We start from the raw sequence: 13,944 nt of genomic DNA, 5'->3' as shown, positions 1-13,944 counted from the left end.
CCACTGGCGCGCGCAGGCACATCACACATCGTGGTGCAGGTACTTGGGCTGCTTGGGCAGGCGGAAGCTGAACAGGAACGCGATGGCCATCATCACCGTCACATACCAGTAGAAGCTGTTTTCCATGCCCATCGATTTAAGCCCCAGTGCCACGTATTCCGCCGAGCCACCAAAGATCGCGTTGGCCACGGCATAGGCCAGGCCCACACCCAGCGCCCGTACCTGGGGCGGAAACATCTCGGCTTTGACCAGGCCGCTGATCGAGGTGTAGAAGCTGACAATCGCCAGCGCCAGGGTAATCAGGACAAAGGCCAGGAACGGACTGCTGATGGTTTTCAGGGTCAACAGGATCGGCACGGTACACAGCGTACCCAGAGCACCAAACCAGAGCATGTTGTTACGCCGGCCGATCTTGTCCGCCAGCATGCCGAACAGCGGCTGCATGCACATATAAAGGAACAGCGCGCCGGTCATGATGTAACTGGCCGTCTTGGCGTGCATGCCGGCGGTGTTCACCAGGTATTTCTGCATGTAGGTGGTAAAGGTGTAGAAAATCAGCGAGCCGCCTGCGGTGTAACCCAGTACGGTAATAAACGCCGCTTTATGGTCACGGAACAACGCCCTCACACTGCCGGCATCCTTGTCCTGGCGGGTTTCGGCGCTGGTGGTTTCTTTCAGGGTACGACGCAGCAACAACGAAATCAGCGCGGCAATGGCACCGATCACAAAGGGGATGCGCCAGCCCCAGGCCCGCAGTTCATCTTCTGACAGGAACTGTTGAAGGATCACCACCACCAGGACCGCCAGCAGTTGCCCGCCGATCAGCGTCACATACTGGAAGGAGGCAAAAAAGCCGCGCTGGCCCTTGAGCGCCACTTCACTCATATAGGTCGCCGTGGTGCCGTATTCGCCACCCACTGACAGGCCCTGAAACAGCCGCGCCATCAACAGCAAGGCCGGAGCCCAGGCGCCAATCGAGGCGTAGGTCGGCAAAAAGGCAATCACCAGTGAGCCGGCGCACATCATCAGCACCGAGATCATCATGGAATTCTTTCGCCCGTGCTTGTCGGCCACCCGGCCAAACAGCCAGCCACCGATGGGGCGCATCAAAAAGCCGGCAGCGAATACCCCGGCAGTGTTCAGCAACTGCACGGTCGGGTCATCAGAAGGGAAAAACGCCGGTGCAAAGTAGATTGCACAGAAGGCGTAAACGTAAAAGTCGAACCATTCGACCAGGTTGCCGGAGGACGCACCGACAATCGCAAAAATCCTTTTTTTGCGTTCCTCTCCCGTGTAGTGAGTTTCTGTTGTCATGTTTGTTTACTCATCAGGTTTTAGTTGCAATCAGACACACCTTGCAACATGTAACGCCGCAACCGCAATAAGCCGAACGACTGAGGCAGTAGTCGTTCGGCTTTAACTGTAGCGCTATCAGACCCGTTCGATAGCCAATGCCAGACCTTGCCCAACGCCTACGCACATGGTTGCCAGACCTTTCTTGCCGCCGGTTTTTTCCAGCTGATGCAAAGCCGTCATGACGATACGTGCGCCGCTCATGCCCAGTGGATGGCCCAAGGCTATTGCCCCGCCATTGGGGTTCACCTGCGGCGCGTCATCTGCCAGCCCCAGCTCGCGCATAACCGCCAGACCCTGGCTGGCGAAGGCTTCGTTGAGTTCAATCACGTCAAAATCGCTCACGGCCAAACCCAGGCGCTCCACCAGTTTGCGCACCGCCGGCACCGGGCCGATGCCCATCACTCGCGGTGCCACACCGGCGCTGGCCATGCCCAGTACACGGCCGCGGGCAGTCAGGCCATGACGTTTGACTGCCTCGGCCGAGGCCAGGATCATCGCCGCGGCGCCGTCATTCACCCCTGATGCATTGCCGGCAGTGACGGTCTTGTCCGGGCCGTTGACCGGCTTGAGCTTGCCCAGGGTTTCCAGGCTGGTGTCGGCACGCGGATGCTCGTCGTGCTCAACCACGGTCTCGCCTTTCTTATGGGCGATGCGCACCGGCACGATTTCTTCGGCAAAGTAGCCTGCTGCCTGGGCAGCAGCAGTCCGTTGCTGGCTGCGCAAGGCGAAAGCGTCCTGATCGGCGCGGGAAATGTTGTAATCATCCGCCACGTTGTCTGCCGTTTGCGGCATCGGGTCGACGCCGTATTGGGCTTTCATCAGCGGGTTGATAAAGCGCCAGCCGATGGTGGTGTCTTCCAGCTTCATATTGCGCGAGAACGCCGCATCGGCCTTGCCCATCACAAACGGCGCACGGGACATGGACTCGACGCCACCGGCAATCGCCAGTTCCATCTCGCCGCTGGCAATGGCGCGGAACGCCGTGCCGATGGCGTCCATGCCCGAGGCACACAGGCGGTTGAGGGTCACGCCGGGAATGGTGTCCGGCAGCCCCGCCAGCAGCGCGGCCATACGTGCCACGTTGCGATTGTCTTCACCGGCCTGGTTGGCGCAGCCGAAAAACACTTCGTCGACTTCGTTCCAGTTCACTCCCGGGTTGCGTTCGATCAGCGCCTTGATTGGCGCGGCAGCCAGATCGTCAGCACGAACGGCGGCCAGGCCACCGCCAAAACGGCCGATGGGGGTACGAATCGCGTCGCAGATATACACGTCACGCATCATGCTTCTCCCGGTGCCTGACCGTGGGCCAGCGCAGTGCGCGCTTCCAGGTCGCGCAAGGCGCCGAGTTCGACGTCAGTCGGGGCGGCGGTTTCTTGCACGTTATCGGCAAAGCGAATGGCCCAGCCGGTGGCAGCAATGACTTGCTCACGGGTCACGCCCGGGTGCAGTGCGGTGACTACAAATTCGTTGGTCTGTTCTTCAGGTTCCATCGTACACAGGTCGGTAATGATGCCCACCGGCCCCGCGCCCGGTAGCCCCAGACGTTTGCGTGAGTCGCCGCCCTCGCCGTGGCCCACCGAGGTAATGAAGTCCAGCTTGTCGACAAATGAACGGGCCGACTGCTTGAGGATAATCAGCACGCTTTTTGCGGAACCGGCGATCTCCGGTGCGCCACCCGCTCCCGGCAGGCGCACTTTGGGCTGGTGATAATCACCCACGACCGTGGTGTTGATATTGCCGAAGCGGTCGACCTGGGCGGCGCCCAGAAAGCCGACATCGACCCGGCCGCCCTGCAGCCAGTAACGGAAGATTTCACTGGTGGACACCACTGTGTCAGCCGTTTCGGCCAGTTCACCGTCGCCAATCGACAGCGGCAGCACATCAGGCTTGGCCCCAATCGGGCCGGACTCGTAGATCAGCACCACATCCGGAGACGAGGTCAGACGCGCCAGGTTGGCCGCTTTGGAAGGCAAGCCAATGCCGACAAAACACACCGAACCGTTTTTCAAACGGCGGGCCGCCGCAACGGTCATCATTTCATTGGTGGTGTAGGTCATTATTTAGCCTCCGAAGCGCGGGCCAGCTTGGCCTGGAACTCACTGAAATTCGCAGTGCCGTGGATGTATTCATTGATCCAGGCAGTAAAGGTCTCACGGTCGCGGGCAATCGGGTCCCACGCTTGATAGAAACGGTTATCGCGCTCGGTATAACCATGAGCGTAGGAAGGATGCGCCCCACCCGGCACATGACACACTGCGCTCAAGGCCCAGGTTGGCAGCACGCAGGCATTCATGGGCGCTTGCAGGTCGTCGACGATTTCTTCAACGGTGACGATGCAGCGCTTGGCTGCCAGGGCCGCTTCTTTCTGCACCCCCAGGATGCCCCACAGCAGCACGTTGCCCTTGCGGTCAGCCTTTTGCGCGTGAATCACCGTGACATCCGGGCGCACCGCCGGCACCGCGGCCAGTACTTCACCAGTAAACGGGCAGGTCACGGTCTTGATCAGCGGGTTGACCTTGGGCAAATCAGACCCTGCGTAGGCACGCAGTACGGCAAACGGCAGGCCCGAAGCACCCGCAACGTAGGCATTGGCCAGGTCGGCGTGGCTGTGTTCTTCAATTTCCAGCGGTTGCGGCCACTGTTTTTCCACGGCATCGCGCAAACGGTGCAGGGAGCCCACGCCCGGATTGCCGCCCCAGGAGAAAATCAATTTGCGCGCACAACCGGCACCGATCAACTGGTCATAGACCAGGTCAGGCGTCATCCGCACCAGGGTCAGGTCTTTCTTGCCCTGGCGGATGATTTCATGACCCGCTGCAGTCGGAATCAGGTGAGTGAAACCTTCAAGAGCAACGGTGTCACCATCGCTCACAAATTGTTTCACCGCGTCGTGTAACGAAATGATGTCTGCCATCTGGGGTAGCTCCCGTTTCTTGTAGGCCACTGCGGTTGAAGAAGGTGCGCCAGGGCAACACCGGATGTTCAGCAGATTAAGCCGCAGCTTTGGCCCAAACAATCCGATAATCGACTATGTGTTCGCTAATCGAACACATAGTTAGCCTGCTGCCTATCAGGTTGCATCGGCATGGCTGACCATGCCTTTGATCAACACCGCAGCAGTCGCCAGAGCGGCCGGAATCACCAGCGCGGTCAGCACTTGCTCGAAGTTCCAGCCCAGGCCCAGCAGGGTTGCGCCCATCCAGGCCCCCAGGATGGCGCCGAAGCGGCCGATACCGAGCATCCACGACACACCGGTGGCGCGCCCCTGAGTCGGGTAAAAGCGTGCCGCCAGTGACGGCATGGCCGATTGCGCCCCGTTGACACACATACCCGCCACCAGCACCAGGGTGGCTAGCACGGTGATATTGCCCAGGCTCTGGCCCACTGCGTAGGCAAACACCCCGGCCAGCAGGTAGAAAATGCCAATCACCTTGTGCGGATTGAACCGGTCCATTGCCCAGCCCACCCCTACCGCACTCAATACCCCGCCGAACTGGAACAAGGCACCGATAAACGCGGCCTGCTCCATGCTCGCGCCGCTGTCACGCATCAGCGTCGGCAGCCAGCTGGTCAACAGGTAAACAATCACCAGCCCCATAAAATAGGTAAGCCAGAGCAACAGGGTGCCGGTGCTGTAGGTCCCGGAAAAGATCACCGCAAACACGTTGCGCGCCTTCACGGTCTTCTGCTCTGGCACGCTGAAGCTCGACGCCCGGGCCACCTGTGCAGGGTCGATCGGGGCGAGGGTCTTGCGGATACGTTCGACACTGCGGTTGCGCACCACCAGGTAGCGCGCCGACTCCGGCAACCAGAACAGCAACACCACGGCAAGTATCAACGGCAGCACCCCGCCGATCAGCAGCAGGCTGTGCCAGCCGAACATCGGGATCAACTTGGCCGAGACAAACCCGCCGCCCGCCATGCCAAGGTTGAAGCCGCAAAACATGCTGGTCACCAGCAACGACTTGTGGCGCTCGGGGGTGTATTCCGAGAGCAACGTGGTGGCATTGGGCATGCCGGCGCCCAGCCCCAACCCGGTCAAAAAGCGCAGTACCAGCAACTGATCGACGTTGCTGGCGTAGGCCGAGGCCAGGCTGAAGCCGCCAAACACCACCACAGCCGACACCAGCACCACTTTGCGACCAAAGCGATCCGCCAATGGCCCGGAGCCGAGGGCGCCAAACACCATGCCGATCAGCGCGGCGCTCATCACCGGGCCCAGGCTGGCGCGGTCAATCCCCCAGTCCTGGGACAGGGCAGGGGCAATAAAGCCCATAGCCGCCGTGTCCAGGCCATCGAGGAAGACAATCAGAAAACACAGGATCACCACCCGCCATTGGTAACGCGACAGGGGTTGGGCATTGATAAAGGCCTGCACATCGAGGCCGTTGCCGACAGAAGACTGGGGTGAATTCATTATTTTTATACCGGGTAAAAACCAGGGCGAACGAAAACCGGCCGGGGGCCAGCGGCTCACATTAATCGCTATCGGGGGATCAGCAGGTCAGCGGGCGACTGCGCAATGGCAGCGTCAGGGGAACAGTCATGGCGTGTAGCCTCTTCTCATTATTATTTGGCCTGCCCGGCAAGGACGCTTGAGCGGATTTGCACGGCAGCGCTGAGGCGACATTAATCAGCCCACTGCCGCCATGCAATTCGATAAACGCTTAACTGTGCGTTTATCGAACGCTTAGTGTTCCCCCATCAACTAAACAGCTGGGTGCTCAGCTCGCGGCTGGCGTTGAGCATGATCGGCAAGAAGCGCTGCTCCAGCTCCGTGCGCGTAACCCGCCCGGCGTGGGTGCTGACGTTAAGGGCGGCCAGCACTTGCCCCGAAGCGTCGTAGACCGGCACGGCAATAGAACGCAGGCCTTGTTCCAGCTCCTGATCGACCACACACCAGCCTTGTTCGCGTACCTGCTGCAAACATTCAAGCAACGCCTCGGGAGTGTGCAAGGTGCGGCTGGTCTTGGCCTGGAATTCGCCGTGGGCCAGATACTCGTGCAGGGTCACATCGTCCAGCGCCGCCAGCAGGATGCGGCCCATTGACGTGCAGTACGCGGGCAAGCGGCCGCCGACCGACAGATCAACTGAAATCAGGCGCTGGGTGGTGGCCGAGCGGGCGATATAAAGAATGTCATCGCCTTCGAGGGTGGCCATGTTGCAGGCCTCGTGCAATTGCTCGCTCATACGGTCCAGGTACGGCTGGGCCGAGACCGCCAGCGGCGTGGATGAGAGGTAGGCATGGCCCAGGGTCAGGACTTTGGGCAGCAGCGAATAGGTGCGCCCGTCCGTGGTCGCATAACCCAGCTTAATCAGGGTGTACAGGCAGCGGCGTACCGCGGCCCGGGGGATTTCGGTGCGGTGGCTGATCTGCGCGATGGTCAGGTGCCGCTTGCGCTCCTGAAACGCCTGCACCACCGCCAGGCCCCGGGCCAGCGAGGACATGAAGTCAGGATCACCGGTAAACGCCTGAATGCGCTTGGCCGGAGACGCCACAATTGGTGGCGCGATACTGGCAACGGCATTGTGCAGTCGATCATTCATTCCCAACCCCCAGCTTCAGCTATTTATAGTTATGCCTTGTCAGCCGATTATCGAACTGCTGGCCGATAATCGCAATCCGTCGCGCACCGGGCGATGTACACATGATTTTGTACGATCTTGAATCATTCTAGTTGGGTGACAATTCTTTCACTTGGGGTTTATTACAATCAGCCCCCTGCGATAAATGATAGAAAACGTCTGTTTTATATGTATTCAGGCCAAGTTCAGCTTCAGCCTTTAATAACTCGAGGGTCAATTACCGAGGGGGGAGTACTAATAGACTCAGTGGGTGCAATCCCGCGGGGCAATGCGCAGGCTAATTCACCCTTATTCATAACAGATCACACATCAGCAAGTTGACGCGTGTGAAGTTATTCGGCGATAGTAGCTGCACTTCTCGGCTATTGAGAATGCGCAAGTTAATGAGAGCACAAGGTCAAGCCTGTACGGCAGATTGGATCCAACCATAGCGTTGCGTTCAATGAGTACTCGCCGCTTGCCCGGCAAGTGCATCGCGTATTGTTTACCCCGGGGGTGGACACTTGAAATGGCAACGTCCCTGTTTGTTTCCCTGACGTGGCCGAGTGCATTGTGTGGTGTATGTAAGCGTGACGTTAGTTGTAGGCCTTTGTCTTATTGCCTGACATTCGTCAAATGAATCAACCTCCACGCACGGTGATTCACCCGATTCAAACTCAACTCAATTAGGTAAGACAGTGACAAAAGACGAACTGCGCGCAGAACTTGAGCGACAGGAACAACGATTCAAGGATGTTTACGGTGGTGAAGTGACCACCTACGCTGCCAAACCCGAGCCCGGGCGCAAACCCTGGCGCAAACGGGCCAGCCTGCTCGACCAGGCGTTCACTCAAGAAATCCAGAAGATCGAAAAAGAGCTCAAGGCCGAAGAGCCCTGACCTGCACCTGAAAATCTGCCAGCACCGCCCCAGTGGCCCCTTGCGTGCTCGCCATTTGCATGAGCCGATATGGCTGTTTGCTATGCCTGAACCTGAAGCTGCGCCGTTGCGCCCTCTGATTTAAGAAATTTCATCTGTCCAAATCAGACCTGCGCCAAGGCCTGCGCGCGCCCCTGAAAAAGCCCTATAGCCTTTGCTATCAGTGGCTTGAAGGGAATTCCCTACGCCAGCTCTCAGCGGATTCTTACAGGTTTTTTCATTTATAGATGTTACCAACGGGCAGCTAGTGCATTGATTAGCGGGGTTTTCTGGCATAATCCGCCCCCCTTTATGACCGTGTCAGAAAACCTTCATGATCGATCTATTAAGCGGATTGGACGCCTGGGTTCTTATCAGCCTCTTCTTCGCCCTAGCCTTTGTTCTCGCGTTTGAGTTCATCAACGGCTTTCATGACACCGCAAACGCGGTAGCGACTGTCATCTACACCAAAGCCATGCCGCCTCACCTGGCGGTGTTCTTTTCCGGTGTGTTCAACTTCCTCGGCGTTCTGCTGGGCGGGGTCGGCGTGGCTTATGCCATCGTTCACCTGCTGCCGGTAGAGCTGCTGGTCAATGTCAACACCGGACATGGCCTGGCCATGGTGTTCTCGTTGCTTGCAGCCGCCATCACCTGGAACCTCGGCACCTGGTACTTCGGCATTCCGGCGTCAAGCTCGCACACCCTGATCGGTTCGATCCTGGGCGTGGGCCTGGCCAATGCCCTGATCAGCGGCATCCCGGTCAGTGACGGGGTGAACTGGCAGAAGGCTATCGATATCGGTGCCTCGCTGGTGTTCTCGCCAATCGCCGGTTTCGTGGTTGCGGGCCTGGTGCTGGTCGGCCTGAAGTGGTGGCGTCCGGGGTCCAAGATGCACAAGACCCCCGAGCAGCGCCGCAAGCTGGATGACAAGAAGCACCCGCCGTTCTGGAACCGCCTGGTTCTGGTGATCTCGGCCATGGCGGTCAGCTTTGTACACGGTTCCAACGATGGCCAAAAAGGCATTGGCCTGATCATGCTGGTCTTGATCGGCATCGTGCCAAGCGCGTTCGTTCTGGACCTGAACAGCACCACTTATCAGATCGAGCGTACCCGCGACGCCACCCTGCACCTGAGCCAGTTCTACGAGCGCAACAACGCCTCGCTGACCGAGTTCCTGGCCCTGGGCAAAAGCGTCAAAGGCGACCTGCCGGATCAGTTCAGCTGCAACCCGCAGCAGACCGAACCGACCATCGCCGCCCTGCTGAGCTCGCTCAAGGGCGTGGCGGACTACCACTCGATCCCGGCTGAAAAGCGTATCGAGATCCGTCGCTACCTGCTGTGCCTGGACGACACTGCAAAGAAAGTCAGCAAATTGCCAGTGCTTGATTCCCGCGAAAAAGCGGACCTCGAAAAACTGCGCAAAGACCTGACTGCTACCACCGAATACGCCCCGTTCTGGGTGATTCTGGCGGTTGCCCTGGCCCTGGGCCTGGGCACGATGGTGGGCTGGAAGCGGGTGGTTAAAACCATCGGCGAGAAGATCGGCAAGCAGGGCATGACCTATGCCCAGGGCATGGCCGCACAGATCACCACAGCCTTTGCCATCGGCATGGCCAACGTGTTCTCCCTGCCGGTATCGACGACGCACATTCTGTCGTCGGGCGTGGCGGGCACTATGGTCGCCAACAAGAGCGGCCTGCAGGGCGGTACGATCAAGACCATCCTGATGGCGTGGGTGCTGACTTTGCCGGCCACCATCGCACTGTCTGCGACGCTGTTCTGGCTGGCTTCCAAAGTGCTTGCCTGATAACTGCGCTGCAAAAAAGAAGGTACGACCCTCGCGGGTCGTACCTTTTTTTATGCCCGCAGCTTATAGGCAAAAACCTGTGGGAGCGGGCTTGCCCGCGATGGCATCGACTCAATGTACCTGACAAATCGCGCCGCTTGTATCGCGAGCAAGCCCGCTCCCACAGCATTTGCGTAATACTCGTTTTTACAGGCAAAAAAATAGGCGACCGAAGTCGCCCAAAATGCCTTGCGTGCTCATGCCATAAAAAGACCCGGCGCTATTTGCGCTTTTGCGAGTCTTTCCAGATAAAAATGCCCAGACCCGCGAAGAACAACACCATAAGGCCGACCGTTAGTACTCCGGCGATAACCACATTATCGAGAAACATGACGGCCTCCTGCGCGTTGTTTGTTTGTCTGTTGAAGCTAGATTAACCACACTTGCACAGGCACAACTTGACCGGGATCAATAGTGATCCACGGCCAGTTCGCAGTTGAGGGGATTAGTTGACGCAGGTCATCGAAAACGCGGCAGATCAGCGCTTTTTCGGTTTTTTCTTCGGCTTTTTCGCCGCTTTTGCCAACGGCATTGCTTGTTCGAAGGCCTTGCGCACTTCATTCAGGCGTTTTTCATTGAGGTCATGTACCCGTTTGGCGCGCTCGGCACCCAGGTCAACCAGCTTGGTGTCTTGGCTCATAAGCAAATCAGACCACTGTCAGTATGTTTCAGTCGGTCAATAATGCGACGCCCATTCGGCCCTGACCAGTAAAAACCAACTAGACCTTGATATCGACCCACACACCCTGACGCTGCGTGGCATCGGCCAAAGGCTCCACCTGCAATTCATCAAGCGTCTGCGGCGGCTGCGCGCCCGCCTGCTCCCGGGCTTCACGGCGGCGCTGCTGCTGGCGCTGTTGCTCCTCACGCAGCAAGGCCGTGGCCTGGTCGGCATCCCTGTGCTTGAGGTCGATGGCACTGTCGCTGGAGCTGGCCTGGGCCGGCACCACGGGCGCAATGTCCGGGCGCGGTCGCACCGGGTCCTGCGCGGAGGTAACCGGTACGGCGCCAAGGGGCAAAATGGATGGCAGCATGGTGAGGGTTCTCCTGTCTTCTGGCTATTTGCGCCAAGCGGGCATCGTCAACCATTGGTCGATAACTGCGCTGGCATCCTGGCAAACCCGACAGCTTTTTATGAGAGTCCTTTGGACTGGGGCCTTTGATCCGTTAATATACTCGGCTTTTTCAAAGCGGGAGTCAGGCAGCATGGCGCAGCAGTATCAACCGGGGCAACGCTGGATTAGTGACAGCGAAGCAGAGCTAGGTTTGGGCACCGTTCTGGCACAGGACGGTCGCTTGCTGACCGTGCTCTATCCGGCCACTGGCGAAACCCGCCAATATTCGCTGCGCAACGCACCGCTCACGCGTGTTCGGTTCTCGCCGGGTGACACCATCATCCACTTCGAAGGCTGGAAGATGACCGTGCGCGAGGTCGAGGACGTCGACGGCCTGATGGTCTATCACGGCCTCAACGAGCGAAACGAAGCCGTTACCCTGCCAGAAACCCAACTGTCGAACTTTATCCAGTTCCGTCTGGCCAGTGACCGCCTGTTTGCCGGGCAAATCGACCCGCTGTCCTGGTTCTCGCTGCGCTACCACACCCTCGAACACACCAGCCGCCAGCTGCAATCGCCGCTGTGGGGCCTGGGTGGCGTGCGTGCGCAGCCTATCGCGCACCAACTGCATATCGCCCGTGAAGTCGCCGACCGTATCGCCCCGCGCGTTCTGCTGGCCGACGAAGTGGGCCTGGGCAAAACCATCGAAGCCGGCCTGGTGATCCATCGCCAACTGCTCAGTGGCCGTGCCAACCGTGTACTGATCGTAGTCCCGGAAAACCTGCAGCACCAATGGCTGGTCGAGATGCGTCGCCGCTTCAACCTGGAAGTGGCGCTGTTCGACGAAGAGCGCTTTATCGAAAGCGACGCCAGCAACCCGTTCGAAGACTGCCAGCTGGCCCTGGTTGCCCTGGAATGGCTGGTGGACGATCCCAAGGCCCAGGCCGCGCTGTTTGATGCCGACTGGGACCTGCTGGTGGTCGACGAAGCGCACCACCTGGTGTGGCACGAAGACAACGTCAGCCCCGAGTACGGCCTGGTAGAACAACTGGCTGGCGTGATCCCCGGCGTATTGCTGCTCACTGCCACCCCGGAACAACTGGGCCAGGACAGCCACTTTGCGCGCCTGCGCCTGCTGGACCCGAACCGTTTCCACGACCTGGCCGCCTTCCGCGCCGAAAGCGAAAACTATCGCCCGGTGGCCCAGGCCGTACAGGAGCTGCTGGATAAAGGCAGCCTGTCCCCTGAAGCCCACAAGACCATCCACGGTTTCCTGGGTGCTGAAGGCGATGCCTTGCTGGCTGCCGTCAATGATGGCGATGCCGAGGCCTGCGCCCGCCTGGTGCGTGAGCTGCTGGACCGCCACGGCACCGGCCGCGTGCTGTTCCGTAACACCCGTGCCGCGATCCAGGGTTTCCCGGAACGCAAGCTGCACGCCTACCCGCTGCCTTGCCCGGCCGAATACCTTGAACTGCCGCTGGGCGAACACGCCGAGCTGTACCCTGAAGTCAGCTTCCAGGCCCAGCCGGACGCCAGCGATGAAGAACGCTGGTGGAACTTCGACCCGCGCGTCGAATGGCTGATCGACACCCTGAAAATGCTCAAGCGCACCAAAGTGCTGGTGATCTGCGCCCACGCTGAAACCGCGATGGACCTGGAAGACGCCCTGCGCGTGCGTTCCGGTATTCCTGCGACGGTGTTCCACGAAGGCATGAACATTCTTGAGCGCGACCGTGCTGCGGCCTACTTCGCAGACGAAGAATTCGGCGCCCAAGTACTGATCTGTTCCGAAATCGGCAGTGAAGGTCGCAACTTCCAGTTTGCCCATCACCTGGTGCTGTTCGACCTGCCGGCCCACCCGGACTTGCTGGAACAGCGTATCGGCCGTCTGGACCGAATCGGCCAGAAGCACGTGATCGAGCTGCATGTGCCGTACCTTGAGACCAGCCCGCAACAGCGTCTGTTCCAGTGGTACCACGAAGCGCTGAACGCGTTCCTCAACACCTGCCCGACCGGCAACGCCCTGCAACATCAGTTCGGCCCACGCCTGCTGCCGTTGCTTGAAGCGGCGGACGATCAAGAGTGGCAAGCACTGATCGACGAAGCCCGGGTTGAGCGCGAGCGTCTGGAGCAAGAGCTGCACACTGGCCGCGACCGCCTGCTGGAGCTTAACTCCGGTGGTTCAGGTGAAGGTGAAGCGCTGGTTGAGGCGATTCTTGAGCAGGACGATCAGTTCACCCTGCCGATCTACATGGAAACCCTGTTCAACGCCTTCGGCATCGACAGCGAAGACCATTCGGAGAACGCGCTGATCCTCAAGCCGAGCGAAAAAATGCTCGACGCCAGCTTCCCCCTGGGTGACGACGAAGGCGTGACCATCACCTACGATCGCGACCAGGCGCTGTCGCGCGAAGACATGCAGTTCATCACCTGGGAACACCCGATGGTGCAAGGCGGCATGGACCTCGTGCTGTCGGGTTCGATGGGCAATACTGCCGTCGCCCTGATCAAGAACAAGGCGCTCAAGCCGGGCACCGTCCTGCTTGAGCTGATTTACGTCAGTGAAGTGGTTGCCCCGCGCTCCCTGCAACTGGGTCGCTACCTGCCGCCTGCCGCCCTGCGCTGCCTGCTTGATGCCAACGGCAACGACCTGTCGTCCCGCGTGGCCTTCGACACCCTGAACGAGCAGCTGGAAAGCGTACCCCGCGCCAGCGCCAACAAGTTCGTCCAGGCCCAGCGTGACCAGCTGACGCCGAAGATCAACGCCGGTGAAGCGAAGATTGCGCCACGTCACGCCGAGCGCGTGGCCGAAGCCCAGCGCCGCCTGGCAGCCGACACCGAAGAAGAACTGGCCCGCCTGACCGCCCTGCAGGCCGTCAACCCGAGCGTGCGTGACAGCGAACTGATTGCCTTGCGCAAGCAGCGCGAACAAAGCCTGGCCATGCTTGAAAAAGCCGCCCTGCGCCTGGAAGCGATTCGAGTGCTGGTAGCGGGTTAAAAACCCATGAGCTGTGGGAGCGGGCTTGCTCGCGATAGGATCAATGAGGTGAAACTGAATCACCGCGTTAATCCTATCGCGAGCAAGCCCGCTCCCACATTTCTGACAGTCCCGATCTAACGTAACTAACTATAAACCCCCACCCTAATAACAAAATGATAACCATCATTTTGCCATCACCCCTGCCTCCCTCAATCCAGCTTCTAT

At 59.5% G+C, this 13,944-nt stretch carries 12 protein-coding genes; 3 read left to right on the top strand and 9 right to left on the bottom strand.

Annotated features, from left to right (window positions below):
* Nucleotides 1-21 precede the first annotated feature (21 nt).
* From BFC21_RS24255 to pcaR, 6 genes are all read right to left on the bottom strand, one after another.
* Complete coding sequence (locus BFC21_RS24255) at nt 22-1,314, bottom strand: MFS family transporter (protein ID WP_088379146.1); 1,293 nt, start codon at nt 1,312-1,314, stop codon at nt 22-24.
* A gap of 117 nt (nt 1,315-1,431) precedes the next feature.
* Nucleotides 1,432-2,637: a 3-oxoadipyl-CoA thiolase gene (pcaF, locus tag BFC21_RS24250; protein ID WP_169910713.1), complete on the bottom strand. Its 1,206-nt coding sequence runs from the start codon at nt 2,635-2,637 to the stop codon at nt 1,432-1,434.
* A complete protein-coding gene (locus tag BFC21_RS24245) occupies nt 2,634-3,416 on the bottom strand; it encodes a CoA-transferase subunit beta (protein WP_169846386.1) in 783 nt (260 codons plus the stop codon). The genes pcaF and BFC21_RS24245 overlap by 4 nt, the downstream gene beginning before the upstream one ends.
* On the bottom strand, nt 3,413-4,270 hold the full coding sequence (locus BFC21_RS24240; protein WP_088379144.1) for a CoA transferase subunit A: 858 nt from the start codon (nt 4,268-4,270) through the stop codon (nt 3,413-3,415). Before BFC21_RS24240 ends, BFC21_RS24245 begins: the two co-directional genes overlap by 4 nt.
* A gap of 156 nt (nt 4,271-4,426) precedes the next feature.
* Nucleotides 4,427-5,773 (bottom strand): MFS transporter, encoded by a 1,347-nt coding sequence (locus BFC21_RS24235; protein ID WP_088379143.1) that lies wholly within the window; start codon nt 5,771-5,773, stop codon nt 4,427-4,429.
* Between the two features lie 287 nt (nt 5,774-6,060).
* The gene (pcaR, locus tag BFC21_RS24230; protein WP_086795985.1) at nt 6,061-6,903 is read right to left on the bottom strand and encodes a pca regulon transcriptional regulator PcaR; all 843 of its coding nucleotides are present in this window, start codon (nt 6,901-6,903) and stop codon (nt 6,061-6,063) included.
* A 716-nt stretch (nt 6,904-7,619) separates the two neighbouring features.
* Here pcaR and BFC21_RS24225 point away from each other — a divergent pair.
* Nucleotides 7,620-7,820: a hypothetical protein gene (locus BFC21_RS24225; protein ID WP_016779746.1), complete on the top strand. Its 201-nt coding sequence runs from the start codon at nt 7,620-7,622 to the stop codon at nt 7,818-7,820.
* A gap of 352 nt (nt 7,821-8,172) precedes the next feature.
* Entirely contained in the window at nt 8,173-9,645 is a 1,473-nt protein-coding gene (locus BFC21_RS24220) for an inorganic phosphate transporter (RefSeq protein WP_083369805.1), read from the top strand.
* 259 nt (nt 9,646-9,904) lie between these two features.
* Here BFC21_RS24220 and ccoM read toward each other — a convergent pair whose 3' ends face one another.
* The 3 genes from ccoM to BFC21_RS24215 all read right to left on the bottom strand — a co-directional run bounded on the left by ccoM (nt 9,905) and on the right by BFC21_RS24215 (nt 10,718).
* On the bottom strand, nt 9,905-10,015 hold the full coding sequence (ccoM, locus tag BFC21_RS27725; protein ID WP_016779744.1) for a cytochrome c oxidase subunit CcoM: 111 nt from the start codon (nt 10,013-10,015) through the stop codon (nt 9,905-9,907).
* 147 nt (nt 10,016-10,162) lie between these two features.
* On the bottom strand, nt 10,163-10,324 hold the full coding sequence (locus BFC21_RS27355) for a hypothetical protein (protein ID WP_016779743.1): 162 nt from the start codon (nt 10,322-10,324) through the stop codon (nt 10,163-10,165).
* A 79-nt stretch (nt 10,325-10,403) separates the two neighbouring features.
* Nucleotides 10,404-10,718 carry an aspartate-semialdehyde dehydrogenase gene (locus tag BFC21_RS24215; protein ID WP_120266584.1) on the bottom strand — a complete coding sequence of 105 codons (315 nt, stop codon included), beginning with the start codon at nt 10,716-10,718 and terminating at the stop codon, nt 10,404-10,406.
* 172 nt (nt 10,719-10,890) lie between these two features.
* Between BFC21_RS24215 and rapA the strand changes: the two genes are divergently transcribed.
* Nucleotides 10,891-13,737 carry an RNA polymerase-associated protein RapA gene (gene rapA / locus BFC21_RS24210; protein ID WP_088379142.1) on the top strand — a complete coding sequence of 949 codons (2,847 nt, stop codon included), beginning with the start codon at nt 10,891-10,893 and terminating at the stop codon, nt 13,735-13,737.
* Nucleotides 13,738-13,944 lie beyond the last annotated feature (207 nt).

The organism is Pseudomonas sp. TMW 2.1634, assembly GCF_001703595.1.
In the GTDB taxonomy this organism is placed as follows: Bacteria; Pseudomonadota; Gammaproteobacteria; order Pseudomonadales; family Pseudomonadaceae; genus Aquipseudomonas; species Aquipseudomonas fragi.
The sequence above is the reverse complement of the archived record's forward strand: the minus strand, read 5'-3'. Positions and strand labels throughout refer to the sequence as shown.